The 26461-nt window shown below is 66.6% G+C and carries 39 protein-coding genes and 1 tRNA gene; 33 read left to right on the top strand and 7 right to left on the bottom strand.

The genetic code is table 11. The features are described from left to right. Nucleotides 1–6 precede the first annotated feature (6 nt). Nucleotides 7–1521, top strand: a complete 1515-nt coding sequence (gene crtD, locus KBY57_RS08755; RefSeq protein WP_254995466.1) for a C-3',4' desaturase CrtD — start codon at nt 7–9, stop codon at nt 1519–1521. Between the two features lie 18 nt (nt 1522–1539). Here crtD and KBY57_RS08750 read toward each other — a convergent pair whose 3' ends face one another. Further along, entirely contained in the window at nt 1540–2457 is a 918-nt protein-coding gene (locus KBY57_RS08750; RefSeq protein ID WP_254995465.1) for a prephenate/arogenate dehydrogenase, read from the bottom strand. Nucleotides 2458–2513: 56 nt separating this feature from the next. Here KBY57_RS08750 and KBY57_RS08745 point away from each other — a divergent pair, with 56 nt between their 5' ends. From KBY57_RS08745 to KBY57_RS08735, 3 genes are all read left to right on the top strand, one after another. Then, nucleotides 2514–3980: a helicase gene (locus KBY57_RS08745; protein WP_254995464.1), complete on the top strand. Its 1467-nt coding sequence runs from the start codon at nt 2514–2516 to the stop codon at nt 3978–3980. Between the two features lie 38 nt (nt 3981–4018). Further along, nucleotides 4019–4267 carry a DUF2839 domain-containing protein gene (locus KBY57_RS08740; RefSeq protein ID WP_254995463.1) on the top strand — a complete coding sequence of 83 codons (249 nt, stop codon included), beginning with the start codon at nt 4019–4021 and terminating at the stop codon, nt 4265–4267. A 98-nt stretch (nt 4268–4365) separates the two neighbouring features. Then, nucleotides 4366–4740, top strand: a complete 375-nt coding sequence (locus KBY57_RS08735) for a DUF1815 family protein (protein WP_254995462.1) — start codon at nt 4366–4368, stop codon at nt 4738–4740. A gap of 12 nt (nt 4741–4752) precedes the next feature. Here the strand turns inward: KBY57_RS08735 and recA are convergent, their stop codons facing one another. The 6 genes from recA to KBY57_RS08705 all read right to left on the bottom strand — a co-directional run bounded on the left by recA (nt 4753) and on the right by KBY57_RS08705 (nt 10280). Continuing rightward, nucleotides 4753–5991 (bottom strand): recombinase RecA, encoded by a 1239-nt coding sequence (recA, locus tag KBY57_RS08730; protein ID WP_254995461.1) that lies wholly within the window; start codon nt 5989–5991, stop codon nt 4753–4755. A 193-nt stretch (nt 5992–6184) separates the two neighbouring features. Further along, nucleotides 6185–6973: an HAD family hydrolase gene (locus tag KBY57_RS08725; RefSeq protein WP_254995460.1), complete on the bottom strand. Its 789-nt coding sequence runs from the start codon at nt 6971–6973 to the stop codon at nt 6185–6187. 7 nt (nt 6974–6980) lie between these two features. Continuing rightward, nucleotides 6981–7052, bottom strand: a tRNA-Gln gene (locus tag KBY57_RS08720). A gap of 84 nt (nt 7053–7136) precedes the next feature. Further along, complete coding sequence (locus KBY57_RS08715) at nt 7137–8798, bottom strand: AAA family ATPase (RefSeq protein ID WP_254995459.1); 1662 nt, start codon at nt 8796–8798, stop codon at nt 7137–7139. Between the two features lie 14 nt (nt 8799–8812). Next, the gene (locus tag KBY57_RS08710) at nt 8813–9829 is read right to left on the bottom strand and encodes an LdpA C-terminal domain-containing domain (RefSeq protein ID WP_254995458.1); all 1017 of its coding nucleotides are present in this window, start codon (nt 9827–9829) and stop codon (nt 8813–8815) included. Continuing rightward, the gene (locus KBY57_RS08705) at nt 9819–10280 is read right to left on the bottom strand and encodes an NAD(P)H-quinone oxidoreductase subunit N (RefSeq protein WP_094560042.1); all 462 of its coding nucleotides are present in this window, start codon (nt 10278–10280) and stop codon (nt 9819–9821) included. The genes KBY57_RS08710 and KBY57_RS08705 overlap by 11 nt, the downstream gene beginning before the upstream one ends. A gap of 507 nt (nt 10281–10787) precedes the next feature. Between KBY57_RS08705 and rplC the strand changes: the two genes are divergently transcribed. The 29 genes from rplC to rpmE all read left to right on the top strand — a co-directional run bounded on the left by rplC (nt 10788) and on the right by rpmE (nt 26373). After that, nucleotides 10788–11435, top strand: a complete 648-nt coding sequence (rplC, locus tag KBY57_RS08700) for a 50S ribosomal protein L3 (protein WP_254995457.1) — start codon at nt 10788–10790, stop codon at nt 11433–11435. 11 nt (nt 11436–11446) lie between these two features. Beyond that, the gene (gene rplD, locus KBY57_RS08695; protein WP_254995456.1) at nt 11447–12082 is read left to right on the top strand and encodes a 50S ribosomal protein L4; all 636 of its coding nucleotides are present in this window, start codon (nt 11447–11449) and stop codon (nt 12080–12082) included. Beyond that, nucleotides 12075–12377 carry a 50S ribosomal protein L23 gene (locus tag KBY57_RS08690; RefSeq protein ID WP_094560045.1) on the top strand — a complete coding sequence of 101 codons (303 nt, stop codon included), beginning with the start codon at nt 12075–12077 and terminating at the stop codon, nt 12375–12377. The genes rplD and KBY57_RS08690 overlap by 8 nt, the downstream gene beginning before the upstream one ends. A 15-nt stretch (nt 12378–12392) precedes the next feature. Beyond that, a complete protein-coding gene (gene rplB, locus KBY57_RS08685) occupies nt 12393–13256 on the top strand; it encodes a 50S ribosomal protein L2 (RefSeq protein ID WP_254995455.1) in 864 nt (287 codons plus the stop codon). Between the two features lie 35 nt (nt 13257–13291). Beyond that, nucleotides 13292–13567 carry a 30S ribosomal protein S19 gene (gene rpsS / locus KBY57_RS08680; RefSeq protein ID WP_094560047.1) on the top strand — a complete coding sequence of 92 codons (276 nt, stop codon included), beginning with the start codon at nt 13292–13294 and terminating at the stop codon, nt 13565–13567. 4 nt (nt 13568–13571) lie between these two features. Continuing rightward, nucleotides 13572–13925 (top strand): 50S ribosomal protein L22, encoded by a 354-nt coding sequence (gene rplV, locus KBY57_RS08675; RefSeq protein ID WP_094560048.1) that lies wholly within the window; start codon nt 13572–13574, stop codon nt 13923–13925. Nucleotides 13926–13943: 18 nt separating this feature from the next. Next, the gene (gene rpsC / locus KBY57_RS08670; protein WP_254995454.1) at nt 13944–14672 is read left to right on the top strand and encodes a 30S ribosomal protein S3; all 729 of its coding nucleotides are present in this window, start codon (nt 13944–13946) and stop codon (nt 14670–14672) included. A 16-nt stretch (nt 14673–14688) separates the two neighbouring features. Further along, nucleotides 14689–15132 carry a 50S ribosomal protein L16 gene (gene rplP / locus KBY57_RS08665; RefSeq protein WP_094560050.1) on the top strand — a complete coding sequence of 148 codons (444 nt, stop codon included), beginning with the start codon at nt 14689–14691 and terminating at the stop codon, nt 15130–15132. A gap of 3 nt (nt 15133–15135) precedes the next feature. Further along, a complete protein-coding gene (rpmC, locus tag KBY57_RS08660) occupies nt 15136–15360 on the top strand; it encodes a 50S ribosomal protein L29 (RefSeq protein WP_254995453.1) in 225 nt (74 codons plus the stop codon). Nucleotides 15361–15377: 17 nt separating this feature from the next. Then, nucleotides 15378–15629 carry a 30S ribosomal protein S17 gene (gene rpsQ, locus KBY57_RS08655; RefSeq protein ID WP_094560052.1) on the top strand — a complete coding sequence of 84 codons (252 nt, stop codon included), beginning with the start codon at nt 15378–15380 and terminating at the stop codon, nt 15627–15629. Nucleotides 15630–15642: 13 nt separating this feature from the next. Then, nucleotides 15643–16008, top strand: a complete 366-nt coding sequence (gene rplN / locus KBY57_RS08650; protein ID WP_048018117.1) for a 50S ribosomal protein L14 — start codon at nt 15643–15645, stop codon at nt 16006–16008. 1 nt (nt 16009) lies between these two features. After that, nucleotides 16010–16366, top strand: coding sequence for a 50S ribosomal protein L24 (rplX, locus tag KBY57_RS08645; RefSeq protein WP_254995452.1), 357 nt, complete (start codon nt 16010–16012; stop codon nt 16364–16366). Between the two features lie 91 nt (nt 16367–16457). Then, the gene (gene rplE, locus KBY57_RS08640; RefSeq protein WP_254995451.1) at nt 16458–16997 is read left to right on the top strand and encodes a 50S ribosomal protein L5; all 540 of its coding nucleotides are present in this window, start codon (nt 16458–16460) and stop codon (nt 16995–16997) included. Nucleotides 16998–17016: 19 nt separating this feature from the next. Further along, the gene (gene rpsH, locus KBY57_RS08635) at nt 17017–17418 is read left to right on the top strand and encodes a 30S ribosomal protein S8 (RefSeq protein ID WP_094560056.1); all 402 of its coding nucleotides are present in this window, start codon (nt 17017–17019) and stop codon (nt 17416–17418) included. 17 nt (nt 17419–17435) lie between these two features. Continuing rightward, nucleotides 17436–17975, top strand: coding sequence for a 50S ribosomal protein L6 (gene rplF / locus KBY57_RS08630; RefSeq protein ID WP_094560057.1), 540 nt, complete (start codon nt 17436–17438; stop codon nt 17973–17975). A gap of 32 nt (nt 17976–18007) precedes the next feature. Then, a complete protein-coding gene (gene rplR, locus KBY57_RS08625; RefSeq protein ID WP_254995450.1) occupies nt 18008–18373 on the top strand; it encodes a 50S ribosomal protein L18 in 366 nt (121 codons plus the stop codon). 14 nt (nt 18374–18387) lie between these two features. Further along, entirely contained in the window at nt 18388–19044 is a 657-nt protein-coding gene (gene rpsE, locus KBY57_RS08620; protein WP_254995449.1) for a 30S ribosomal protein S5, read from the top strand. A 9-nt stretch (nt 19045–19053) separates the two neighbouring features. Further along, nucleotides 19054–19503, top strand: coding sequence for a 50S ribosomal protein L15 (gene rplO, locus KBY57_RS08615; RefSeq protein WP_254995448.1), 450 nt, complete (start codon nt 19054–19056; stop codon nt 19501–19503). A 101-nt stretch (nt 19504–19604) separates the two neighbouring features. Next, complete coding sequence (gene secY / locus KBY57_RS08610) at nt 19605–20924, top strand: preprotein translocase subunit SecY (RefSeq protein ID WP_254995447.1); 1320 nt, start codon at nt 19605–19607, stop codon at nt 20922–20924. A 43-nt stretch (nt 20925–20967) separates the two neighbouring features. Then, nucleotides 20968–21528 carry an adenylate kinase gene (locus tag KBY57_RS08605; RefSeq protein ID WP_254995446.1) on the top strand — a complete coding sequence of 187 codons (561 nt, stop codon included), beginning with the start codon at nt 20968–20970 and terminating at the stop codon, nt 21526–21528. Between the two features lie 65 nt (nt 21529–21593). Continuing rightward, the gene (gene rpmJ, locus KBY57_RS08600) at nt 21594–21707 is read left to right on the top strand and encodes a 50S ribosomal protein L36 (RefSeq protein WP_006173336.1); all 114 of its coding nucleotides are present in this window, start codon (nt 21594–21596) and stop codon (nt 21705–21707) included. A 94-nt stretch (nt 21708–21801) separates the two neighbouring features. Beyond that, nucleotides 21802–22167 carry a 30S ribosomal protein S13 gene (gene rpsM, locus KBY57_RS08595; protein ID WP_254995445.1) on the top strand — a complete coding sequence of 122 codons (366 nt, stop codon included), beginning with the start codon at nt 21802–21804 and terminating at the stop codon, nt 22165–22167. Between the two features lie 138 nt (nt 22168–22305). Then, nucleotides 22306–22698: a 30S ribosomal protein S11 gene (gene rpsK / locus KBY57_RS08590; RefSeq protein ID WP_010311626.1), complete on the top strand. Its 393-nt coding sequence runs from the start codon at nt 22306–22308 to the stop codon at nt 22696–22698. Between the two features lie 56 nt (nt 22699–22754). Beyond that, nucleotides 22755–23693: a DNA-directed RNA polymerase subunit alpha gene (locus tag KBY57_RS08585; RefSeq protein ID WP_254995444.1), complete on the top strand. Its 939-nt coding sequence runs from the start codon at nt 22755–22757 to the stop codon at nt 23691–23693. 46 nt (nt 23694–23739) lie between these two features. Then, on the top strand, nt 23740–24090 hold the full coding sequence (gene rplQ, locus KBY57_RS08580; protein WP_094560065.1) for a 50S ribosomal protein L17: 351 nt from the start codon (nt 23740–23742) through the stop codon (nt 24088–24090). A gap of 82 nt (nt 24091–24172) precedes the next feature. Further along, nucleotides 24173–25093, top strand: a complete 921-nt coding sequence (truA, locus tag KBY57_RS08575) for a tRNA pseudouridine(38-40) synthase TruA (protein WP_254995443.1) — start codon at nt 24173–24175, stop codon at nt 25091–25093. Between the two features lie 85 nt (nt 25094–25178). Continuing rightward, entirely contained in the window at nt 25179–25631 is a 453-nt protein-coding gene (rplM, locus tag KBY57_RS08570) for a 50S ribosomal protein L13 (protein ID WP_094560067.1), read from the top strand. Beyond that, nucleotides 25628–26029 (top strand): 30S ribosomal protein S9, encoded by a 402-nt coding sequence (gene rpsI, locus KBY57_RS08565; RefSeq protein ID WP_094560068.1) that lies wholly within the window; start codon nt 25628–25630, stop codon nt 26027–26029. Before rplM ends, rpsI begins: the two co-directional genes overlap by 4 nt. A gap of 32 nt (nt 26030–26061) precedes the next feature. Next, nucleotides 26062–26373, top strand: a complete 312-nt coding sequence (gene rpmE, locus KBY57_RS08560) for a 50S ribosomal protein L31 (RefSeq protein WP_254995442.1) — start codon at nt 26062–26064, stop codon at nt 26371–26373. Nucleotides 26374–26461: the final 88 nt, after the last annotated feature.

The raw sequence follows: 26461 nt of genomic DNA, 5'->3' as shown, positions 1-26461 counted from the left end.
GCCGCCATGGAGGAACACAGCGATGTGGTGGTGGTGGGGGCAGGCATCGCCGGCCTCACCGCCGCGGCCCTGCTGGCCAAGGCCGGCCTGCGGGTGCAGCTGCTGGAGGCCCACCACCAGAGCGGCGGCTGCGCTGGCACCTTCCGCCGCGGGCCCTACACCTTTGATGTGGGTGCCACCCAGGTGGCGGGGCTCGAGCCCGGGGGCATCCACGCGCGGATCTTCCAGCACCTCGGCGTTCCCCTGCCCCAGGCCAGCCCTCTCGATCCCGGCTGTGTGGTGGATCTGGGCGATGGCAGCCCGCCGGTGCAGCTCTGGCGCGACCCCGCCCGCTGGCAGGCCGAACGTCAGGCGCGGTTTCCCGGCAGCGAGCGGTTCTGGCAGCTGACTGCGGCCCTGCACCACGCCAACTGGGGCTTCGCCACCCAGGATCCGGTGCTGCCCCCCCGCAACGCCTGGGATCTGGCCCAGCTGCTGGGGGCCCTGCGCCCGGCCAACCTGGCCAGTGGCCTGCTGGTGGGCTCGACCATCGCCGACCTGTTGCACCTCTGCGGCGCCGCGGGCGATACCCGCCTGCGACGCTTCCTCGACCTGCAACTCAAGCTCTATTCCCAGGAACCCGCAGATCGCACCGCCGCCCTCTATGGCGCCACCGTGCTGGCCATGGCCCAGGAGCCCCTGGGGCTGTTTCACCTGGAGGGGTCGATGCAAACCCTCAGTGCCGGCTTGGAGCAGGGCCTGCATCAGGCCGGCGGCCAGCTGCGCACCCGCCACCGCGTCACAGGCCTGGAGCGCAATGCCGGGGCCCCGCCGGAGCGGCGCTGGCAGGTGAAGGGCCTTGGACCGGCAGATCGCCCCTTCCAGTTGTGCTGCAGCGACGTGGTGCTAGCCCTGCCACCCCAAACCCTGCCTGCCCTGCTCGGTCCGCAGCTGCCCGCGGGCTACCGCCGCCGGCTGAGCCAGCTGGGCGAACCCTCCGGGGCCCTGGTGCTCTATGGGGCCGTGGCCCGCCGCGACCTGCCACCCCAATGCCCGGCCCACCTGCAGGGTGCCTGGGAGGATCCGGGATCGCTGTTTGTGTCGGTGAGCCGCGAGGGCGACGGCCGGGCTCCGGCCGGTGAAGCCTCGGTGATTGCCAGTGTGTTCACGGAGGCCCGGCCCTGGTTTGGGTTCAGCCCAGAGGCCTATGCCGCGCGCAAGGCCAGCGCTCAAGCGGGCATGGAGCGGGGCCTTCAGAAGTTGCTGCAGCTGCCCGAGCAGCCCTGGCTGCACTGCGAAACCGCCACGCCCCGTGGCTTTGAGCGCTGGACCGGCCGCCCCTTCGGCTACGTGGGCGGGCTCGGGCAACACCCCAGCCGCTTTGGGCCCTTTGGCCTGGCCAGCCGCACGCCCCTGCCGGGCCTCTGGCTCTGCGGCGATGCGATCTATCCCGGCGAAGGCACCGCCGGTGTCAGTCACTCAGCCCTGATGGCCTGCCGCCAGTTGCTGGCCGCCCGCCAGCAGCCGCTCGTGCTGGCCTAGGGCAAGCGGGCACCAGGCCTAAAGAAACTCCGGCCGCAGGCTCTGGCAGCGCTGCAGGGTCTGCTGCAACCCCTGCCAATCCGACTCCAGCACGCAGGCCTCCAGCTGATCCAGGGCGCTGCGGTAGTGGCCGAGCGCCGCCAGCAGGGCCACCTGGTTGCAGCGGGCCATCAGGGTGCCGAGCTCCGGATTCCCTCCTCCCACCCGGGTGGTGTCGGCAAAGCCACTGGAGGCCAGCTGCCGCACCAGGCCAGCCAGCTCGCCCTCACCCGAGGGATCGGCGCTCGAGCGATCCGCGGTCTCCAGCAGGGCTGCGCTCACCAGCACGGGTAGGTGGGAAATCAGCGCCACCGCCCGGTCGTGCTCAGCGGCAGCGCAGCTGAGCCACTGGGCGCCCACGGCCTGGGCCAGACCCTGCACCAGCTGCAGGGCCTCCGGATCGGTGGCGGCATCCGGCGTGGCCACCCAGGGGCGATCCCGAAACAGCCCCAACTGCCCAGCCTCCACCCCCGCCTGGGCGGTGCCAGCCATGGGATGGCTGGCCACAAAGCGCGGCACCAACCGCGACCAACAGGCCAGCACCGGCGCCTTCACCGAGCCCACATCGGTGATCACGGCCTGCGCTGGCAGGGCCGCCAACAGCTCGGCAGGTGGCTCCAGCAGCCGGTCGAGGGGCAGGGCCAGCACCACCAGCCCGCAGCCAGCCAGCACGACGGGATCGGTGCTCACCGCCGTAGCCAACCCCCGCTGCCGGGCCCGCTCGGCCGTGGCCTCGCGATGCACCAGGGCGCGCACGTCGACCCCGAGCTGCTGCAGATCCAAGCCCAGGGAGCCACCGATCAACCCCAGGCCCACCACGCCCACCGGGCGTTGGCGCCACAGGGCAGGTGCGGCGGTTGTTGTTGGCGCCGGGTGCGGCAGGGGAACGGAGGTCATTGCGGCAGAGCCATCCAGCCAGCTTCCTACGCTTTGAGCCTGTTGGCCGCCTGGGAATGCTCGAAGCCCGCGCCCACCAGCAACTCAAAGCCCTGCTGCAGCACGAAGGCGGAGAGCCCTGGCCCCACCATCTGAGCCTCAGCCGCCTGGTGGCCCGCAGCCTGCGCCGCAGCGACCACACCCTGGTGCGGCTTGCTCCGGGCAGCGATCCCAGCTGGTGGATCAGCCTGCTGGTGCCGCTGGCGCTGAGCGAGGAACCGCTGGCCTTGGTGGTGAGTGAAGCCCAGCGGCAGCGGCTGCTCCAGGTTGAGTTGCCCCGCCTGGGACGGGCCGACCCGAGCCTGGCCCTGCCGTGCTTCGAGGGTGACCGGCCGCCGGCCGGAGCCCGCGTGTGGCTGCTCAACCACCACCAACTGGTGGCGGCCTGGCAGCAGGGGCTGCTGGGAACGCGGCAGCTGGTGATTCCCGAGGCTGAACAGCTCGACACCCTGCTGCGCCAGGCCCTGGAGGTGGTGGTGATGCCCCAGCACTGGGACCAGCTGCGGCGGGCCCAGCCGGCGGCAGAAGCCAGCCTGCTGACCCTGCACGAGCGACTCAACCGCCAGGTGCTCAGCCATCCTCGCCGCCCCAACCAGCTGGTGGCCCTCGCGCCAGAAGACGAGGCACCCCTGCGCCACCTGCTGCAGCTGCTGAGCCCCCTGCCCGAACCATGGCCCGCCTGGCTAGACGCCCAGGGCAACAGCTGGACCAGCTGGGCCCAGGTGAATCCCCAGCTTCTGCAGTGGCAGCTGCACCGCCAACCACTCGAGCCGCTGCGGGTGCTGCAGGGCCTGCTGGAGCAGCGCGGAGCGGTGCTGCTGGGCCAGCTGGCCAGCGCCCGGGCCGCCGCCGGCCAGCCAGAGCCGGGTGTTGCCCTCGGACTGCAGCCGGTGGTGAGCGTGAGCCTGGGGGATCCGCCGCTGGCCGACCCCCTGCCCCTTTATGCCCCGCTGCGGCAACCCCTGCCCAACAGCCCCCACTACGGCCAACATCTGCTGGACCAGAGCCGCCGGCTGGTGCTGGGCCAGGCCGGACTCACCGTGGTGCTGATCGATGACGACGCCCTACGGCGGGGCCTCACCAGTGGTTTGGCGGCGGAATTCGGCTCGCGCGTGGTGCACGAAAGCACTGCGCCCGACGGCAACGGTGTGATCTGCGCCCGCTGGAGCTGGTGGCTGGAGCAGCAGCAACGGCTGCCCCTGCCCAGCCAGATCGTGGTGGGCCTGCTGCCCCTGGCCAGCCTCGAGGATCCCCTCACCGCAGCCCGGGTGCTGGCCCTGCGCCAGGACGGTCGCGACTGGTTCCGTGAGTGCCTGCTGCCCGATGGCCTCAACCGGCTGCAACTGGGCCTGGCCGGCCTGCGGCGCCATGGGGGAGGGCGTCTCGCGGTGCTGGATGGACGCCTGCGGGGGCGCAGCTGGGGGCGGCAGGTGCTGCTCGCCCTCGAGCCTTGGGTCAGCCTCAGCCGCCTGCTGCCTCATTAGCCTGAGCTTCTCGTCGCAGCGCACAAGCAGCCAAGGGAATGGGTGAAGCCAAGCGCCGCAGCATCCAGGGCTTGCCGCCCAAAGCGATCAAGCCCGACCGCACCAAGCAGGTTGACACCTCTCCACGCATTGCCAGCTGGCTGCCGCTGACCCGCAACCAGGCCGATCGCTTCGTGGCCCTCACCACCAAGGGCGCCTGGGTGGGCATCGCCGCGCTGGTGCTCTTTTGGGTGACGGTGCGCTTCATCGGCCCAGCCGCGGGCTGGTGGACGCTGGCAGATGGCTGAGCGGCAGAGGGCTGAGCGACAGACAACTGAGCGGCCGGCTGGCCCACCGCCAAATCCTGAAGAAAACATTAGGATTTGAAGTAGTTTGGGTTTCGGCCGTGTTCCCGCGTCTCGCCGAGCAATACCGATCCGTGGTGCACGACCTGGTGATGAGCCTGCAGGCTCTGGCCAAAAGCCTTCAGAACCGGGGCATCGCCGCCACCTGTTACATCTGCGGCGATGGCCGTGATGGCCACGGCGCCTCCTTCGTGGCCAACTTGGACGCCAACCACATGGTGCGTTTTCTGGTGTCCGACTTCGGCATCAGCTGGGTGGAATCCCGCGACGGCCACGAACTGGTGAAGTTGGAGGGCGCCGAAGCCATCCAGGAACTACAGCGGGTTGCCCAGGTGCTCCAGAACCCCGAAGCTGCCGGCGGATCCCGTGCCGCCAACCTGACCTCCAAACCCAGGGGCGCATTCTCGCGCCCCTGAGCCGAGAGACCGTCAGCTCGCCACCGGCAACTCAGCCAGGGCCGCCGCCGACTCTCCCAGAGCAGAAGACTCCCCAGGCGCAGACGAGGTGGCAGCAGCCTTGGCAGCTGCAGCCAGGGGCTTCATCGAGTTGGCCGTCACTTCCGAGCCCTCCTTGAGCTTCTGGCGGGTGAGCTGTTCGATCAACTCAGCCTGCTCGGGGTTCTGCTCCAGCCAGGTGATCGTGTTGTCACGCCCCTGACCAATGTTGTCGCCCTCGTAGCTGTACCAGGCACCCTTGCGGGCCACCACACCGGTTTCCTCGGCGAGGTCGAGCAAGCAACCGAGGGTGCTGATGCCCCGGCCAAACAGAATGTCGAACTCGGCGATCCGGAAGGGAGGCGCCACCTTGTTTTTGGCCACCTTGACCTTGGCGCGGATGCCGTATTCCTCGGTGCCGCGCTTGAGGGTCTGGATGCGGCGGATATCGAGCCGCACCGAGGCGTAGAACTTCAGGGCGTTGCCGCCCGTGGTGGTTTCCGGGTTGCCGTAGGTGACGCCGATCTTCTGGCGCAGCTGGTTCAGGAAGATCACGGTGCAGCCGGATTTGCCGATGTTGCCGGTGATCTTGCGCATCGCCTGGCTCATCAAGCGGGCCTGGCTGCCCACCGCCAGATCACCCATTTCCCCCTCAATCTCGGCGCGGGGCGTCAAGGCCGCCACCGAGTCGACCACCACGATGTCGACGGCGGCGGAGCGCACCAGCTGATCGACGATCTCCAGGGCCATCTCGCCGGTGTCGGGCTGGGAAACCAGCAGGTTTTCGATGTCGACCCCCAGGGCGGCGGCATACACCGGATCCAGGGCATGCTCCGCATCGACAAAGGCCGCCACACCACCGCGCTTCTGCACCTCGGCGATGGCATGCAGGGTGAGGGTGGTTTTACCGGAACTCTCCGGGCCATAGACCTCCACCACCCGGCCCTTGGGATAGCCGCCACCGAGGGCGAGGTCGAGGGTGAGGGCACCGGTGCCGATGGTTTCCACCCGCATGCGGGAGGCGTCACCAAGGCGCATGATCGAGCCCTTGCCGAAATTGCGCTCGATCTGGTTCAGCACCAACCCCAGGGCCTTGTCCCGCTCAGCGGCCGCCCGGGCATCGGCCGACGACGAGGCCGCAGCGACGTTCGTGGCGGTGCTGGTGGCGGAGCTGGCGGACGTGCGGGAGGAGGAAGGGGACACGGAAGAGCTGGTGGTGGAATCGGCGGGCATGGCAGCAATCAGAAGCGATGGGACAGGCCGCAAGGGCGGGAACCGGAACGGGGAGCGGGCCGAAACTCGGCAAGCCCCGCAGGAACAGCCCCGGGAAACCCCGAAGGCAGCCATCCTGCGACCTCTAAGCAGCAAGTGCCACCAAAGAGGACCGGCGTACCAATTGCTTGTAGTACGCGCGTACTCTAGCCCACTAAGGCCATTGCGCCAGGGGCGCCGCAAACCGCTCGGGGGTGAGCCAGGCGATATCCGCCGGCAGGTTTTGCGCGTCCTGGGGTCCCAGGTAGCCCCAGCTCACCAGGCAACAGCGCACCGCTGCCAGTCGCGGATCGGCCCGCACCGTCTCCAGGGTGGGGCGACGATCTTCCACGAACCACAGGGGGCGCTGCTCGGCCAGCAGCCCCCGCAACACCGCGGACTTGCTGCCCTGCTCATGGCCGTAGAGCGCCCAGGGTTGCAAACCCGCGGCGGCCAGCAGCCGTGAGGCAAACGCCGCACCCTTGGTGGTGAGCACGGCCCAATCCGCCCCTTCACCAGCCAGCCGGGCCAGGCGCTCCTTCACCCCCGGATACAACCGGTGGCGCGCCAACCAGGTCGCTGGTTCAGCGGCGATGGCCGCAGCACGAACCTGCTCGAGCCGCTGCTGCAGCTGCGCGGCGTCCCAACCCCAACGCGCCAGGGCAACGGGCAGGGCCGCGTCGTAGTGGGTCAGCAGGCCCTCCAGATCAAGGTCCGCCCGGCCCAGCTCAGCGGCCATCAACACCATTTCCCAACCCTGATGGATCAGGGGTCGCAAACGGACGAAGGCCGCGGGAGCCTGCTCCGGCAACACCAACTGAGGGGCGAGCTGCAGGGCCGTCGTCCGAGCCGCCCACCAGTACTCCGGCATGCCATCCATCAGCACGCCATCGAAGTCGAACACCACAAGGGGCTCGGCAGCAGCCGGAGTAGCCGTTTTGGCGCGACTGGGCTGTGTGGGCATCAAAAAACTGGGTCGCTAGGATTCGAACCTAGGAATGGCGGGACCAAAACCCGCTGCCTTACCACTTGGCGACGACCCAATGCAGCCGGTTGCAACCGGTGCCTAGATAGTTACCCATAGCGCCCGGTCCTTCGTCAACCGCGACCGATCCACCGGCCCCCGTTCAAGCCGGAAACACCCGCAGCCGCTGCTCGGATCCACGGCCAAACACCGCCGTACGCAGGCGGTAACGGCTCGCCAATTCCGCTTGCATCAGACGCACCCGATCGCTCCGGGGCAGCAGCTCAACAGGCTGGCCGTGGGGCAGCACCACCTGTTCCACCGCCAGACGGCATTCCTCCAGGCCAGCCAGGGCATCGTCCCCCTGGGAGCTGGCCGCCGACAGCGCCGCCGGATCCTGGGCGGCACGGTCTCGGGAAGCACGGTCCTGGCGGTGGCGCTCCAGCACCCGCTCCAGGGCACGCTGCAGCTGGGGTGGCGCCGCCGATTTGAGCACCAGGATCGGCAGGCCGAGGTCCTGGGCCTGCCGGCGCACGTGGGGGTCCCGGCCGAGCTGCTGGCGCAGGCTCAGCACCGCATCGGCCAACTCCACGCTGCCCACCACCTCCACCGGCACCTGGCGGGCCCGCACCACCTGCTCCAAGGCCGACCGACTGATGCCCGCCCCATACACCCGCAACACGGGCAAGGGCTCCACGGCGGGAGTGGCCTCGCGGGCATCGGGCTCGTCGGGCTCGTCGGGCTCCGGCAGGGGCCGGGGCACGAGGCGCGGCCGGCTCGAGAGGGGCGAAGCCGCGGGGGGCACGACCTCCTCGACCTGCAGGTGGCCATCGGCACCGAGCTCACGAACCTGGGGCCGGGCGCTCTGACCGCGCAGCAGCAGATCCACGGTGCGGGCCACATCGCGGTGCACCAGCCAGCGGTGACGGCTGTGCATCTCCACCGCCAAGGCGAAGGTGGGCTCGGCAGCGCGCTCCAGCACCGTCTTCTGGGTGCGGCGGCGGCGGGCCTCCTCGTCCCCCAGGGTCACCGACTGAATGCCGCCCACCAGATCGCTGAGGGTGGGGTTCTTGATCAGGTTCTCGAGGGCGTTGCCATGGGCCGTGGCCACCAACATCACGCCCCGCTCGGCAATGGTGCGGGCGGCCTGGGCCTCGAGCTCGGTGCCGATCTCATCGATCACGATGACCTCGGGCATGTGGTTTTCCACCGCCTCGATCATCACCTGGTGCTGCAGCTCCGGCCGCGCCACCTGCATCCGCCTGGCGCGGCCGATGGCGGGATGGGGAATGTCACCGTCGCCGGCGATCTCGTTGCTGGTATCAATCACCACCACCCGCTTGCCCAGGTCGTCGGCCAACACCCTGGCGATCTCCCGCAGGGCTGTCGTCTTGCCGACGCCGGGTCGGCCCATCAGCAGCAACGACTCGCCGGAATCCAGCAGATCGCGCACCATCGCCACCGTGCCGAACACGGCCCGCCCCACCCGACAGGTGAGGCCGACGATCTCGCCGGTGCGGTTGCGGATGGCGCTGATGCGGTGCAGGGTGCGCTCGATGCCGGCGCGATTGTCGCCGCCGAAAATCCCCAGCCGCTCCACCACCGCCGCCAGATCGGAGCGCTCCAGGGGCCGCTGACCCAGAGCCCGAACCTGGCCGGGATAACGGGCCTCGGGCACCCGCCCCAGATCCAGCACCACCTCCAACAGCTGCTCCCGCGCCTCCTCTGTCGCCAGCGACGTCTGCACCACCTCGGGCAGCAGCTCCAGCAGACGGTCGAGGTCGTCGGTGACGCGCTGGGGAGCCGTCGAGGCAGAGCTGGACACCGGATCGTCGGGCACTAGGTCTGTTCTAGCCAGGGAGCCACCAGGGCCTGAGCCAGCTCCAGGGCCTCGGGCCAGAGGGTCCCATCGGCCAGCAGGGGACGTCCCCGGCCCTGGGCTTCCAACAGCAGCGGTTGCAACAGACGGCGGGCCACCCCACCGAAGGCCACCCCCGCAATGTGGCGCCGAAGAGGAGCCTGCAAATGAGACAAGGTGTGGGCATTGGTGCCCCCCGCCAGCTGCACGGGGCCAGGGGGGGCGCAGGCCAGCACCGCTGCAGCCAATTTGACGGCGGCATGGGCCGTACCGGCCCCCACATCGCCACTCATCGGCCGGCCATCCAGCTGCCAGAGGGGGCGGAGGCCCTGGGCGCGCAGCAGGGCAAAGCGCTGCCACAGCTCGGCGGACAAGGCCGCTGGCAGCTGGGCCGTTCCCTCCAGGCCAGCGCTCACCGCCAACCGCTGCAGCGGCACACCACTGGCCACCACCTGGGCCAGCCGCTCGGCAAAAGCCTCCCCCCGACCTGGCTGGGTGTGGAGTTCCACCGCGTCGGGCCGGAGTTGGGTCAGCAGGGGTGGCACGTCGACTGCCTCCAGCACCTGGCCCCGCTCCTCAATCAGGCCCTCGGGACAGGCCGGCAGGCAGCGACCACAGCCATAGCAGCGTTCAACCAGCACCCCGGGCCCACCGGTGGCCGCCACGCCGATCGCCAGGGCCGGACAGACCCGTTCACACGGGCGAGCACAGGCCAGCGGACAACGCTGGGGATCAAACCAGGCCTTGCGGAAATGGGGATCGGCCCCATCGCTGAGGCTCACCATCAACCAGGGCCGGGCCGCTCCCCGCGCCTGGGCCCAGGCGATGCCGCGACGGGCAGCGGCAGCCACGGCCACATCGGCCGCCACATCGATGCAGTGGACGCCAGCCAAGGCGAACACCCCGCAGACATCTTCAATGGCCTCCAGATCCTGATTGCTGGCGCCGCAGATCAACTTGACCCAGCTGCCGCGGGTCAGGGCCTCCTCAGGCGTCAAGCAGCTGCTCGAGGGGCTGCCAGCGCAGGGCCCGGGCCCCTCCCATCTCCACCACCAACTTCAACCGCGGCTCACGCCGGCAGAGGGACACCAACGACCCCAGCTCGGCCCGCGACAGCACCTGGCCTTCGAGCAACCAAAGCAGGATCGGCTGGGTCCCCTCCAGCAGGCTCCCCAACTGAGGCATCACCCGCTGCACCTCCCCTACGGCCGCACCTCGACCCACACTTTGATGGCCGAGGTGCGGTGGGCGCACGCCATGCAGCTGCAACAAAAAGGCTTCCGGATCCCCCAGCCCCCTGGCCGAGGTGAGCTGGGCTCGGTAACCCGCCGCCCGCATCCGACGCATCAGACGGGTTTCTGCGCCACCTTCGAGCGGGGCGAAGAGAGCCAAGGCCCCAGCCCGCTCCAGGTCCTGCCGGAAACCGCGCCCGGAGAGCAGCAGAGGCATCGCAAAGGATCACAGAGCTCAACAGCAGTCTGACAGCTCACGCCGACCCGCGAACACGCCTGGTCCCAATCACTGCAGCGCCACGCAATGGGAGGCTGTCAACCCGTGGGGTAAGATTGTCAACTGTGCTGATGAACTGTGCCCGTCCGCTAGCCGGGCCTCCAGTTCGCAGCACACGGTCACCAGTGGTGGTGGCCGTCCTCGGCCAGCACGGAACTAGCAGCTGTCACAGGTTGCAAGGTCCGTCGGGAAACTGCCTAAACGCGCCACATCTCCTTCGGAGATTTTGGTCCGGTTCAGATAAGTCCCAGCCGCGCTGATCCAATCCAGATCAGCCTTGCTAGCCCTTGGAAATCGCAACCGCGTCCGCCCGAGCTTCGTCTTGGGCCACGCCATGCGGCCACCTTGGCCGAGCCAGGCAGCTCCTCGATTTGTTCAGCTTCACCGCTACGCATGAGCCCTCGGCTCCTGTTGTGCGGTGGTCCAGCTGGCGTTGTTTCCCCTCCTATGTCCATCGGCATTCTTGGGAAGAAATTGGGCATGTCCCAATTCTTCGATGAAGAGGGCAGATCCATCCCGGTCACCGTGATCGAGGCTGGTCCCTGCCGTATCACCCAACTCAAAAGCACCAGCACCGACGGCTACAACGCTGTGCAGCTTGGTTTTGGCGACATTCGCGACAAGCTCGTGAACAAGCCGGCCAAGGGGCACCTGGCGAAGTCGGGCGATGAGGCCCTGCGTCACCTGAAGGAATATCGGGTCGACAGTGTCGATGGCCTTGAGCTGGGTGGCTCCATCACCGTCACGGCCTTCGAAGCAGGCCAGAAGGTCGATGTGAGCGGCGACACCATGGGGCGTGGCTTCTCCGGCCTCCAGAAGCGCCACGGCTTCAGCCGCGGACCCATGACCCACGGTTCCAAGAACCACCGAGAGCCGGGTTCGATCGGCGCCGGCACCACGCCTGGCCGCGTTTACCCCGGTAAGCGCATGGCTGGTCGTTACGGCGGCAAGCAAACCACCACCCGCGGGCTCGTCATCCTGAAAGTGGATGTGGAGCGCAATTTGCTGGTGGTGAAGGGTTCAGTGCCCGGCAAGCCCGGCGCCCTGCTGAACATCCGCCCGGCGAACCGGGTGGGCGCCAAAGCTGGGAACTGAGGAGAACACCGATGGCTAACTGTGTAATCCGCGACTGGCAGGGCAAAGAAGCCGGCAAGGCTGCCCTCGACCTCAAGGTCGCCAAAGAAACGTCCGCCTCCGACCTGGTGCATCGCGCCGTGGTGCGTCAGCTGGCCAACGCCCGCCAGGGCACGGCCAGCACGCTCACCCGTGCCGAAGTGGCCGGCGGTGGCCGCAAGCCCTACAAGCAGAAAGGCACAGGTCGGGCCCGCCAGGGTTCGATCCGCACCCCCCTCCGCCCCGGTGGTGGTGTGGTGTTTGGTCCCAAGCCCCGCAGCTATGCCGTGGCGATGAACCGTAAGGAACGTCGTCTGGCCCTGCGCACCGCGCTGATGAGCCGCATCGACGACATCACCGTGGTGAAAGGCTTCGGAGCGGGGCTCGACACCCCCAAAACCAAGGAGATCACCGCTGCCTTGGCCCGCTTCGGCATCGAAGCCGGCGCCAAGGTGCTGGTGGTGCTCGACGGTGCATCCGAGGCGGTGCGGCGTTCCGTGCGCAACCTCGAGAAGGTCAAGCTGATCGCCGCTGATCAGCTCAACGTGTTCGATCTGCTCCACGCCAACAAGTTGGTGGTGAGCGAGGAAGCACTCGCGAAGATTCAGGAGGTCTACGGCGATGGCTGAGCGTTTTTCAAGTCGGCTTGCGGATGTGATCCGCCGGCCCCTGATCACCGAGAAGGCCACCCGGGCCCTCGAGCAAAACCAGTACACCTTCGAGGTGGATCATCGGGCCGCCAAGCCCGACATCAAGGCTGCCGTTGAACAGCTGTTCGACGTGAAGGTCATCGGCATCAGCACCATGAATCCTCCCCGCCGCTCCCGGCGTGTAGGACGCTTCGCCGGCAAACGTGCCCAGGTGAAGAAAGCCGTGGTGCGCCTGGCCGAGGGCAACGCCATCCAGCTGTTCCCTGAGTCCTGAGGGGTCTGAAACAACATGGCTATTCGCAACTACCGCCCCATCACCCCCGGCACCCGCACCCGCGTCGCCAGCGACTTCTCTGAAGTCACTGGCCGTGGTCGGGAGCGGGGTCTGGTGGTGGCCAAACACCGCCGCAAAGGCCGCAACAACCGCGGCGTGATCACCTGCCGTCACCGCGGCGGCGGCCACAAGCGCCTCTACCGCATCGTCGACTTCCGCCGCGACAAGCACGGCGTGGTCGCCAAGGTGGCCGCGATCCACTACGACCCCCACCGCAACGCCCGCCTGGCGCTGCTCTTCTACGCCGATGGCGAGAAGCGCTACATCCTGGCGCCGGCCGGCATTGAAATCGGCCAGCAGGTTGTGTCCGGGCCCGAGTCGCCGATCGAAACCGGCAACGCCCTGCCCCTCTCCGCCATCCCCCTCGGCTCAAGCGTCCACAACGTGGAGCTCTATGCCGGTCGCGGTGGCCAGATGGTGCGTACCGCCGGGGCCAGTGCCCAGGTGGTGGCCAAGGAGGGTGACTACGTCGCCCTCAAGCTGCCCTCCACCGAGGTGCGGCTGGTGCGCCGTGAGTGCTACGCCACCCTCGGCGAAGTGGGTAACGCAGAGGTGCGCAACACCAGCCTTGGCAAGGCTGGCCGCAAACGCTGGCTGGGCCGCCGGCCTGAGGTGCGCGGTTCGGTGATGAACCCCTGCGACCACCCCCACGGTGGTGGTGAGGGCCGCGCCCCGATCGGTCGCTCCGGTCCGGTGACACCCTGGGGCAAACCGGCCCTGGGCCTCAGAACCCGTAAGCGGAACAAACCCAGCAATCGGTTTGTGCTCCGGAAACGTCGCCGCATCTCCAAACGGAGCCGTGGCGGACGCGATTCGTGATGATCCACACCGCTTTGCTGTTCGCTTAATCCGCCATGGGACGTTCACTCAAAAAAGGACCGTTTGTTGCCGACAGCCTGCTGCGCAAGGTTGAAAAGCAAAACGTTGCCGATGACAAGTCCGTGATCAAAACCTGGTCACGTGCTTCCACCATCCTGCCGATGATGATCGGCCACACCATTGCCGTTCACAACGGCAAATCCCATGTTCCCGTCTACGTGACGGAACAGATGGTGGGCCACAAACTCGGGGAATTTGCCCCCACCCGCACCTTCCGGGGCCACATCAAGGACAAGAAAGGAGGCCGCTAACGCTATGGCAAACACCCCTTCCAACCAGGCCCTCGCCCACGGCCGCTACATCCGCGGTTCCGTCTCCAAGGTGCGCCGGGTTCTCGATCAGATCCGTGGCCGCAGCTATCGCGAGGCCCTGATCATGCTCGAGTTCATGCCCTACCGCTCCACCGGGCCCATCACCAAGGTGCTGCGCTCTGCGGTAGCCAACGCTGAGCACAACCTGGGTCTGGATCCCTCCACCCTGGTGGTCGCCACGGCGATCGCCGACATGGGTCCTTCCCTGAAGCGCTTCCGCCCCCGCGCCCAGGGTCGTGCCTACGCGATCAAAAAACAGACCTGCCACATCAGCATTGCTGTGGCTCCTTCCGCCTGACCCCGAGGACACCGACCGATGGGACACAAGATCCATCCAACCGGCCTGCGCCTGGGGATTACCCAGGATCACCGCTCGCGTTGGTACGCCCCCAGCAAGACCTACCCGACCCTCCTCCAGGAGGACGATCGGATCCGCAAGTTCGTCCACAAGAAGTACGGCGCTGCCGGCATCAGCGATGTGCTGATCGCCCGCAAGGCTGACCAACTGGAAGTCGAACTGAAAACCGCCCGCCCCGGCGTGCTCGTTGGCCGTCAGGGCAGCGGCATTGAGGAGCTGCGCACCGGCATCCAGAAAACCCTCGGCGATGCCAACCGTCAGGTGCGCATCAACGTGGTGGAAGTTGAGCGTGTGGATGCCGACGCCTTCCTGCTGGCCGAGTACATCGCCCAGCAACTGGAAAAGCGGGTGGCCTTCCGTCGCGTCATGCGTATGGCCGTGCAGCGGGCCCAACGGGCCGGCGTTCTCGGCCTGAAGATCATGGTGGCCGGACGCCTCAACGGCGCCGAGATCGCCCGTACCGAATGGACGCGCGAAGGTCGTGTGCCCCTGCACACCCTGCGCGCCGACATCGACTACGCCACCAAGCTGGCCAGCACCACCTACGGGGTGCTGGGCATCAAGGTGTGGGTGTTCAAGGGCGAGGTGCTGCCTGGCCAGAAAGAGCAGCTGCCCGTGGGCGCTGCCCCCCGCCGCCGGACCAGCCGGCAGCCGCAACAGTTTGAAGACCGCTCTAACAAAGAGTGATCCGGAGCCCTGAACCATGCTGAGTCCACGACGCGTCAAATTCCGCAAACAACAGCGAGGCCGCATGCGCGGCGTCGCTACCCGCGGCAACACCATTGCCTTCGGTGAGTTTGCGCTGCAGGCCCAAGAATGTGGCTGGATCACATCCCGCCAGATTGAGGCCAGCCGCCGGGCGATGACCCGCCACGTCAAGCGGGGCGGCAAGATCTGGATCCGGATCTTCCCCGACAAGCCGGTCACCATGCGCCCCGCCGAAACCCGTATGGGTTCCGGTAAAGGCAACCCGGAATTCTGGGTGGCTGTGATCAAACCGGGCCGCATCCTGTTTGAGATGGGCGGTGCTGAAATCACCCCCGAAATCGCCAAGGAAGCCATGCGCCTGGCGCAATACAAGCTTCCGGTGAAGACCAAATTCCTGAGCCTGGCGGATCAGGACACTGCAGCCCCTGTGGAGGCCTGACCGATGGCACGACCCAACATCGCCGACGTGCGCAAGCTCAGCGGCGACCAAATCAACGAACAGGTCAGCGCCACCCGGCGCGAACTGTTTGAGCTGCGCTTCCAGCAAGCCACCCGCCGGCTGGAAAACCCGCACCGCTTCAAGGAGGCCCGCATCAAGCTGGCCCACCTGCTGACGGTGCAGCAGGAGCAACAACGCTCCGCCGCCACGGCTGATTCAGCCTCCTGATACCCCCCTCGATCCCCATGGCACTCAAGGAAAGGGTCGGCACCGTCGTCAGCGACAAGATGGACAAAACGGTGGTGGTGGCGGTGGAAAACCGCTTCCCTCACCCCATCTATCAAAAGACGGTCAGCCGCACCACCCGTTACAAGGCCCACGACGAAGCGAACAGCTGCAAAGTGGGCGACCGGGTTCGCATCACCGAGACCCGCCCACTCAGCCGCACCAAGCGCTGGACCGTGGCCGAAGTTCTCACCAACAGCACCGCCGGTTGAAGAGAGCAGACCCATGATCCAACAGGAAACTTTTCTGAACGTCGCTGACAACAGCGGCGCCAAGCGCATCCAGTGCATCCGGGTGCTCGGCACCAACCGTCGCTACGCCCACGTGGGCGATGTGATTGTGGCCGCCGTCAAAGACGCCATGCCCAACATGGGCGTCAAGAAATCGGATGTGGTGAAGGCTGTGGTGGTTCGCACCAAGGCAACCCTGCGTCGCGACACCGGCAATTCGATCCGGTTCGATGACAACGCTGCTGTGATCCTCGGCAACGACAACAACCCGAAGGGCACCCGGGTCTTCGGCCCCGTCGCCCGTGAATTGCGTGAGCGCAACTTCACCAAGATCGTGTCCCTCGCTCCGGAGGTGATCTGAGATGGCGACCGCAACCCCCAAGGCCAAGTCCCCCGAGCGCATCAAGATGCGCCTCAAGCAAGGCGACACCGTTCAGGTGATCTCTGGCAAGGACAAGGGCAAAACCGGCGAGGTGCTCCGCACCCTGCCGTATGAGAACCGGGTGGTCGTGCAGGGCATCAACCTGCGCACCCGCCACGTCAAGCCCACCCAGGAGGGCGAGACCGGCCGGATCCTCACCGAGGAAGCGTCCCTGCACGCCTCCAACGTGATGCTCTACTCGACCACCAAACAGGTGGCCAGCCGCGTCGAAATCGTCGTGGAAAAGGATGGCACCAAGAAGCGGCGCCTCAAAAAGACCGGGGAAATTCTGGATTGATCGGCCCAGTTCCCATTCACAGTCTTCCACCTCCATCCCTGTCCCTGTCCGCCTTCTGACCCCGACCAGAAGCGCACCCCCTCCCTCCGTCATGTCACTGAAACAGCGCTACCGGGAGACGATTCAGCCCAAACTCCTCAAGGATCTGAATCTCTCCAACGTTCACGAAGTTCCGAAGGTGGTGAAAGTCACCGTCAACCGGGGCCTCGGTGAAGCCGCCCAGAATGCCAAGGCCCTTGAGGCCTCCATCACGGAGCTGGCCACAATCACCGGTCAGAAGGTGGTGGTGACCCGCGCCAAGAAGGCCATCGCCGGCTTCAAGATCCGCCAAGGCATGCCCATCGGCGTCGCCGTCACCCTCCGGGGTGAGCGGATGTATGCCTTCCTGGAGCGCTTGATCAATCTCGCTTTACCGCGCATCCGCGACTTCCGCGGCGTGAGCCCCAAGAGCTTTGACGGCCGGGGTAACTACACCCTGGGGATCCGCGAGCAGATCATCTTCCCCGAGATCTCCTTCGACAAGATCGATGCGATCCGGGGGATGGACGTCACGATCGTGACCAACGCCCGTAACGACGAAGAGGGCCGGGCCCTCCTCCGCGAGATGGGAATGCCGTTCCGCAGCAACTGAGCCCTCTTCGGACCCGACCATGGCCAATCACGACCCGATTTCCGACATGCTCACCCGCATCCGCAATGCGAGTGAGAAGCGTCACGAGACCACCAAGATTCCTGCTTCCCGTTTGGTGCGCAACGTCGCCAACGTGTTGCAGCAGGAAGGCTTCATCGCAGCCATCACCGAAGAAGGTGAAGGCGTGCAGAAGCATCTGGTGCTCGAGCTCAAGTACAGCGGCAAGCACCGCCAGCCCACGATCCGCTCCGTCCAGCGCGTCAGCAAGCCTGGCCTGCGCATCTACAAGAACAATCGCCAGCTGCCCAAAGTTTTGGGCGGCCTGGGAGTGGCCATCATCTCCACATCCAAAGGAGTGATGAGCGACCGCGACGCCCGCAAGCAGGGTGTCGGTGGCGAAGTGCTCTGCTACGTCTACTGATCCCGGGAGGTTGATTCATGTCTCGTATTGGTAAAGCGCCGATTCCCCTCCCCGACAAGGTGAGCGTCAGCCTCAATGGTCTCGACGTCACCGTGAAGGGTCCGAAGGGCGAACTCAGCCGCACCCTGCCCGATGGGGTGCAGATCTCCCAGGACGGCAACACCCTGGTGGTGAGCCCCAGCAGCGAAACCCGCCGCTCGCGCGAGCGCCACGGTCTTTGCCGCACGCTTGTCGCCAACATGGTGGAAGGCGTCAGCCAGGGCTACACCCGCAAGTTGGAAATCGTCGGCGTGGGCTACCGCGCCGCTCTCCAGGGCAAAAAGTTGGTGGTTTCCGCCGGCTACAGCCACCAGGTGGAGATGGTGCCCCCCGATGGCGTCAGCTTCGCCGTCGAAGGCAACACCACCGTGCTCGTCTCCGGTGCCAACAAGGAACTGGTGGGCAACGAAGCTGCCAAGGTGCGCGCCATCCGTCCGCCTGAGCCCTACAAGGGCAAAGGCATCAAGTACGAGGGTGAGCACATCCTGCGCAAGGCCGGTAAGACCGGTAAGAAATGAGGTCTGCCTGAGCGTCGTTACCCTGTATTGCCATGTCTTCCATCTCCCGCAAACAGCAGACCCAGAAGCGTCACCGCCGTCTGCGTCGCCAACTCAGTGGCACGGCTGCCCGTCCCAGGCTCGCCGTGTTCCGCTCCAACAACCACATCTACGCCCAGGTCATCGACGACGACGCTCAGAACACCCTCTGTGCGGCATCGACCCTCGACAAGGACCTGCGCACCAGCCTCACCACCAGCGGAACCTGCGATGCCTCCGTGGCCGTAGGCGAGCTGGTTGCCAAACGGGCCCTTGCCAAGGGCATCCAGCAGGTGGTCTTCGATCGCGGCGGCAACCTGTACCACGGCCGGGTCAAGGCCCTGGCTGACGCCGCCCGGGAAGCGGGCCTTCAGTTCTGATCCCTGCTCTCACCATGACCGAATCCAACGATCAAGTTCAATCCAACGACATTCCGGCCGCGTCGGATGTGCCTGTAGCGGCCGAAGGCCAGCAGGAACGCCGCGGTGGCCGCGGTGAGGGCCGGGGTGGCGACAACCGCCGCGGTGGCGGTGGCCGTGGGCGGGACAACCGTCGCGGCCAAGAGCGCGACTCCGAGTGGCAGGAGCGGGTGGTCCAGATCCGCCGCGTCTCCAAAACCGTCAAGGGCGGTAAGAAGATGAGCTTCCGGGCCATCGTTGTCGTCGGCAACGAGAAGGGCCAGGTGGGCGTGGGTGTCGGCAAGGCCGGCGATGTGATCGGCGCCGTCCGCAAGGGCGTGGCCGATGGCAAGAAGCACCTGGTCAAGGTGCCCCTCACCCGCCACAGCTCCATCCCCACCCTCAGCAATGGCCGCGACGGCGCTGCCAGCGTGCTGATCCGCCCGGCCGCTCCCGGTACCGGTGTGATCGCGGGTGGCTCGATCCGCACGGTGCTTGAGCTGGCTGGCATCAAAAACGTGCTGGCCAAGCGCCTCGGCTCCAAGACCCCCCTCAACAACGCCCGGGCTGCGATGGAGGCTCTGGCCGGCCTTCGCACCCACAAGGAGACCGCCAAGGAGCGGGGCATCTCCCTCGAGCAGATCTACTCCTGAGGCCTCGCCATGAGCATCAATCTCCAATCCCTGAAACCCAACGCCGGCGCCCGTCGCCGCAAACTGCGCAAAGGCCGCGGCATCGCCGCCGGTCAGGGTGCGAGCTGCGGCTTCGGCATGCGTGGTCAGAAGTCCCGCTCGGGTCGTCCGACCCGTCCTGGCTTCGAGGGTGGCCAGATGCCCCTCTACCGCCGCATCCCCAAGCTCAAGCACTTTGAGCTGGTGAACACCAAGGAGTTCACGATCATCAATGTGGCCAAGCTGGCCGAGTGCAAGGCCGGTAGCACCGTGAGCCTTGATTCCCTGGTGAAAGATGGCCTGGTGACCAGCCCCAAGCACCCCCTCAAAGTGCTCGGCAATGGCGACCTCAAGGTCAAGCTCACCGTGCAGGCTGCTGCGTTCACCGCCAGCGCCCGCACCAAGATCGAAGCTGCCGGTGGCAGCTGCGAAGTCATCTGATCGCCTTGCGGGCCTCCGCCCTAAGGTCTGAGCCGTCCAGCTGAATTCCGGGACCCCCCAGGATTCAGCGGGCGGTTTTTTCATGCCCACCTCACGCCGCCATGCTTGTTAGCCGGGGTCGCAACCCCAGTGCTGGGGAAATCCTCAGCCAATTGATCCAATCAAAGGGCCTGCGCGACCGGGTGCTCACCACCCTCGGCCTGCTGCTGCTGGTGCGGCTGGGCATCTACATCCCGATGCCGGGCATCGACCGGGTGGCCTTCCAGGAGTTTCTCTCCCGGGGGGGCCAGCTGATCGGCTTCCTCGACATCTTCACCGGGGGCGGCCTCTCCACCCTGGGCGTGTTTGCCCTGGGGATCCTGCCCTTCATCAACGCATCGATCATCATCCAGCTGCTCACCGCAGCCCTGCCCCAGCTGGAGGACCTCCAAAAGAATGAAGGGGAGGCCGGTCGGCGCAAGATTGCCCAGATCACCCGCTACGTGGCCCTGGGCTGGGGAATCCTGCAGAGCACGGTGTTTGCCCTGATCCTGCGCCAGTACGCCACCGAGGGACTCTCGGAGCCCGTGTTTGTCATCCAAACAGCCCTGGCTCTGGTGACCGGTTCGATGGTGGTGATGTGGATCAGCGAGGTGATCACCGAACGGGGCATCGGCCAGGGCGCGTCCCTGGTGATCTTCGTCAACATCGTGGCCACCCTGCCCAAGGCCCTGGGCTCCACCATCGAGCTGGCCCAAAGCGGCGACCGCAGCACCGTGGGCGGCATCGTCGTGCTGGTGCTGGTGTTCCTGCTGACGATCGTTGGGATCATCTTTGTGCAGGAGGGCAACCGCCGCATCCCGATCGTCAGTGCCAAGCGCCAGGTGGGCGGCGCTGGGGTGCTCTCGGCACGCCAGAGCTATCTGCCGCTCAAGCTCAACGCCGGCGGCGTGATGCCGATCATCTTTGCTTCAGCGGTGGTGTTCCTGCCGCTGACCATCGCCAACCTCACTCGCAGCCCCTGGCTGATCCAGCTGGCGGGCTACCTCAACCCCAACAGCAGCACGCCCTGGCTCTACGCCCTGGTGTTCTTCGCCCTGATCTGCGGCTTCGGCTTCTTCTACGCCTCGCTCACGGTCAATCCGGTGGACATCGCCACCAATCTCAAGCGCAGCGGCGTGGCCATTCCCGGGGTGCGCCCTGGTTCAGCCACTGCCAATTACCTCAGCGGCGTCCAGAACCGGCTCACCCTGCTGGGTGGTGTGTTCCTCGGCGCCGTGGCGATCATTCCCTCCGCCGTGGAAGGGGCCACCCAGGTGCGCACCTTCCAGGGCCTGGGGGCCACCTCCCTGCTGATCCTGGTGGGCGTGGCGATCGACACCGCCAAACAGGTGCAGACCTACGTGATCTCCCAGCGCTACGAGGGCATGGTGCGGCAGTAACCGCAAGCCCTCCGGCACCCCGACCTCTGTTTTCAGTCCCGCCATGAAGCAACGTCTCCTGTTCCTCGGCCCCCCCGGAGCTGGCAAGGGCACCCAGGCCCAGCAGCTGGCCGCCGAGCGCAACCTTCTGCACCTCTCCACCGGCGATCTGCTGCGGGCCGAAGTGGCCGCCGGCAGCGCCCTGGGCCAGGAAGCGGAGGCGGTGATGGCCCGAGGGGAGCTGGTGAGCGATGCGCTGGTGCTCGCGATCGTGCGCAGTCGCCTGGAGGCCCAGGCGGCCAGCGGTGGCGGCGGCTGGCTGCTGGATGGCTTCCCGCGCAACCTCGCGCAGGCGGAATCCCTGGGCGTGCTGCTTGATGAGCTGCAGCAACCGATCGAGCTGGTGGTGCTGATGGAGCTGGATGACGCCGTGCTGATCCAGCGTCTGCTGGGACGGGGCCGGGCCGACGACAACGAGACCGTGATCCGCCATCGCCTCGAGGTGTACCGCGAGCAGACCGCACCCCTGATTCGCTACTACCAAAGCAAGGGCCTGCTCGAGGCCGTGGAGGCCAACGGCACCGTGGAGACCATCGCCGAACGGATCACGGCCCTGCTGGGCTGATCCCCAGGGAGTGGTTGACCCGTGTGATAGGTTGTCGGTTTGCAAATTCGGAGAGCACAACGCCCATGAAGGTGCGTGCCTCAGTCAAGAAAATGTGCGACAAGTGCCGGGTGATCCGTCGCCACGGCCGGGTGATGGTGATCTGCACCAATCCCAAGCACAAGCAGCGCCAAGGCTGATCAGCCTTAGCCAGCCCCGCCTGGGGGCCAGCTGTATCCATGTTTATCCCGCTCCGCTTCGGCGGAGCGTCTTGCCCCCTCATCGATTTCCCACGTGGCTCGGATTGCCGGCGTTGATATCCCTCGCGAAAAGCGCGTTGAGATCGCCCTCACCTATGTGTATGGCATTGGTCTCACCCGTGCCCAGAAGATCCTGGCCAAAACCGGGGTCAGCCCGGACACCCGGGTGAAGGACCTCAGCGACGCCGACGTTCAAAAACTGCGCGGGGCCGCTGAAAGCTTCACCCTCGAAGGCGACCTGCGTCGGCAGGAGGGCATGGCCCTCAAGCGCCTCCAGGACATCGGTTGCCTGCGGGGCCGTCGTCACCGCATGGGCCTGCCCGTCCGGGGCCAGCGCACCCGCACCAATGCCCGCACCCGCCGCGGTGCCCGCAAAACCGTGGCCGGCAAGAAGAAGTAAGGCGCCTCGCCCCTTCCTCGATGCCCCCTCGCCCTGCCGCCTCTTGCTCCAGCAGCCCAGACCTCCTGCGTCCGGCGTCACCAGAGCGACCCCCTTCACGTTCTTTGATCACCTCCTGCACCAGCAGGCCTTTCCGCCATGGCAAAACCAGCCAAAAAATCCGGCGCCAAGAAAACGAAGCGCAACGTCCCCAACGGTGTGGCGCACATCCAGAGCACCTTCAACAACACGATCGTGTCCATCACCGACACGGCCGGCGAAGTGATCTCCTGGAGCTCGGCTGGAGCCAGCGGCTTCAAGGGAGCCCGCAAAGGCACCCCCTTTGCCGCCCAAACCGCCGCCGAGGCCGCCGCTCGCCGCGCCCTTGAACAGGGGATGCGCCAGATCGAAGTGCTGGTGCGTGGTCCGGGTTCGGGCCGGGAAACTGCCATTCGCGCCCTGCAGGTTGCGGGCCTGGAGATCACCCTGATCCGCGACGTGACTCCCCTTCCCCACAACGGCTGCCGCCGCTCCAAGCGCCGTCGCGTCTGATTCGTCGTCTCGTGCTTGCCCCCGGGGCTTCTTCCAACCTTTCGACCCTTCAGACCGTGCTGCATTACCAAGTTGATCGGATCGAGCATCAGGTCGCCGAAGACCGGTCCCAGACCGGCACCTTCCTGATCGGCCCGCTCGATCGCGGCCAGGCCACCACCCTCGGAAACGCCCTACGGCGCGTCCTGATCGGCAGCCTTGAAGGCAGTGCCATCACCGCCGTGCGCATTTCCGGCGTCAACCACGAGTACGCCACCGTGCCTGGCGTGCGCGAAGACGTGCTCGACATCCTGCTGAACTGCAAGCAGATCTCGGTGAACAGCCGCAACCGCGAGCTGGAAATCGGCCGCCTGGTGGTGAATGGCCCTGCCACCGTGACCGCAGCCGACCTGCAGTTCTCCTCGCAGGTGCAGGTGATCGACGGCGATCGCCTGATCGCCACTGTGGCCGAGGGTCACAGCCTCGAGATGGAAGTGCATGTGGAGCGCGGCGTGGGCTACCGCCCCGTCGATCGCCACAGCGAAGACACCAGCGCCATCGACCTGCTGCAGATCGATGCCGTGTTCAAGCCCGTGCGCCGGGTCAACTACACGGTGGATGAAACCGCTGTGGGCGAAGGCGGCTCCGCTCGGGAGCGGCTGCGCCTGGAGATCGAAACCAACGGCAGCGTCACCCCCGACGACGCCATGGCGCAGGCGGCCAACCAGCTGATTGCGCTGTTCCAGCCCCTGGCCAGCCTCACCATGGTGGAAGAGCCCGGCCTGGAGCCGGAACCCTCCGCCGAGGCCCAGATTCCGCTTGAAGAGCTCAACCTCTCCGTGCGGGCTTACAACTGCCTGAAGCGCGCCCAGGTCAACTCTGTGTCTGACCTGATGGGCTTCAGCTACGAAGATCTCCTGGAGATCAAAAACTTCGGCTCCAAGTCAGCCGATGAGGTGATCGAAGCGCTGGAGCGCATCGGCATCACCCTGCCCCAGAGCCGCACCAGCGCCTGATCGGCGGCCCCGTTTTCCGACACGCCACCTCACCAGCCCCAGTCCCATGCGACACCAGTGCCGAGTCCCCATGTTGGGACGCCCCGCCGACCAACGCAAAGCGATGCTGCGTGGACTCACCACCCAGCTGATCCGCGAAGGTCGGGTGACCACGACCAAAGCCCGCGCCAAGGCCCTCCGCGATGAGGCCGAGCGCATGATCAGCCTGGCCAAGGACGGCAGCCTGGCGGCCCGCAGGCGCGCCATTGGCTACATCTACGACAAGCAGCTGGTGCACGCCCTGTTTGACAAAGCCCAGGAGCGCTACGGCGAGCGCCAAGGCGGCTACACCCGCATCATCCGCACCGTGCCCCGCCGCGGCGACAACGCCGAGATGGCCATCATCGAGCTGGTCTGACCCGCTTCGATCGAGCGCAAAGTCATCCCATGCAGAACCAGGCCGCGGCGGGCTCTTCCCTCCGCGGCTTTTTAATGGCCCCATGGCGCCCTTGCCCCCCTCCAGCCCGTCCCTTCGCCGCATCGCCCTCTGCCTGCAATACGACGGCGCGGCATTCTGCGGCTGGCAGCGGCAGCGCAACGCCCCCAGCGTGCAGGAAACCCTTGAGGCGGCGATCGCCGCACTGGATCCGCTGGGGCCTGGTCGCACCATGGCGGCGGGCCGCACCGACACCGGCGTGCACGCGGCCGGCCAGGTGGCGCACTTCGACGCCGCCGGACCGATTCCACCGGAGCGCTGGGCCAAGGCGCTGAACGGACGGCTTCCCAAATCGATCCGGATCCGCGCCGCCAGCACCGTGCCTCCCTCCTGGCACGCCTGCTTCAGCGCCAGCTACCGGCGCTACCGCTACACGATCCACAACGCCCGCACTCCCAATCTGTTTCTGGCTCCCTGGAGCTGGCATCGCTACCAGCGGCGGCTGGATGACCAGTCCATGGCCCAAGCCCTTGAGGCCATGCTGGGTGAACACGATTTCTCGGCCTTCCAACGAGCCGGCAGCCGCCGCGTCCACGGCCGAACCACCCTCCAGGAGGTTCGACTGGAGCGCCAGGGCGACCTCATCACCGTGGAGCTGCAGGCCAGCGGCTTCCTCTACGGCATGGTGCGCCTCGTGCTGGGGCAGCTGGTGGCGGTCGGCGAGGGACGGCTAAGTCCGGAGGCTTTTGAAGACCGCTGGCGCGAGTGCCGGCGCTCCGACGTGAAGGAAGCCGCCCCGCCCCAGGGCCTATGCCTACTGCGGGTGGGCTATCCGGAAGCCATCTTCCCCAAAGCCGCCTGGTATGATTGCCAACCTCGGTATCAGCTCGAGACCTCCGATTCACCGGATCTCCAGCCTGCTTCAGCCGTCCAGTCCGCCCATCCAGCGCCGCCGCCGTCCGGGGGAGCGCAGGCCAGGCGGTAAGGTCACTGAATCCGGGCGCTGGGTTGTGTTTTACGACCAGCTGTCCTGCCCCAACTTCCGGCCTGCCGGTGCCTGATCAGGCGACATGAACAAGACCCCCCTGCCCTCCATTGATTCCCTCGACCGCCAGTGGTATCTGGTGGACGCTGAGAATCAGACCCTCGGTCGCCTGGCCAGCGAAGTGGCCCAGGTGCTGCGCGGCAAAAACAAGCCCTGCTACACCCCCCACCTCGACACCGGCGACTTTGTAATCGTCATCAACGCCGACAAGGTGAAGGTGAGCGGCAACAAGCCGACCCAGAAGATCTACCGCCGCCACTCCGGTCGTCCGGGCGGCATGAAAACCGAGACCTTCGCCCACCTTCAGGCCCGCATTCCCGAGCGGATCGTGGAGAAGGCCATCAAGGGCATGCTTCCCCACAACGCTCTGGGCCGTCAGCTGTTCCGCAAGCTGAAGGTGTACAAGGGCACCGAGCATCCCCACGCTGCCCAGCAACCCCAGGTTCTCGCCCTCGATCCCGCCACTGCCGCCCAATGAGCACCAACAAAGTCGTCTACTGGGGTACGGGCCGTCGCAAGACCGCCGTCGCCCGCGTGCGTGTGGTGCCCGGCAACGGCACCGTCACCATCAATGGTCGCCCTGGCGACAACTACCTCAACTACAACCCCGTCTATCTGGCAGCCGTCAAAGCTCCCCTGCAGACCCTCGGTCTGGCCGCGGAGTACGACCTGCTGGTGAACGTGCGTGGTGGTGGCCTGACCGGCCAGGCCGATGCGATCAAGCAGGGTGCAGCCCGCGCTCTGTGCGACCTCTCGCCCGACAATCGCAAGCCGCTCAAGACGGAAGGCCACCTCAGCCGTGACCCCCGCGCCAAGGAGCGTCGTAAGTACGGCCTGAAGAAAGCCCGTAAGGCGCCTCAGTTCTCCAAGCGCTGATTTCCTGTTCACGCCATCAGCCCCTTTTCGTCATGCCCAAGGCCGACATCCATCCCACCTGGTATCCCGATGCCAAGGTGATCTGCAACGGAGAGGTGGTGATGACCACCGGCTCCACTTCGCCTGAGATCCACGTCGACGTGTGGAGCGGAAACCACCCCTTCTATACCGGCACCCAGAAAATCCTCGACACCGAGGGGCGGGTGGATCGCTTCATGCGCAAGTACGGAATGGGCGGTGCCGATTCAGCAGGCTCAAGCTCCGGTGCCAAAAAAGAAGCCAAGAGCGCAGCCCCAGCCGACGCTCCTGCTGCCGAGGCCACTGCGGTTGGCGCCGAAGCCTGAACCCAAGTCAGGCCTGCGTTCGCTTGAATCCCAATCCCCCGGCCGGGTGCTTTCGGGCATCCGGCTTTCTGTTGTCTGGAGCCCTGCC

Origin of the sequence: Cyanobium sp. Aljojuca 7D2 (assembly GCF_024346415.1) — a bacterium.
In the GTDB taxonomy this organism is placed as follows: domain Bacteria; phylum Cyanobacteriota; class Cyanobacteriia; order PCC-6307; family Cyanobiaceae; genus Cyanobium_A.
The sequence above is the reverse complement of the archived record's forward strand: the minus strand, read 5'-3'. Positions and strand labels throughout refer to the sequence as shown.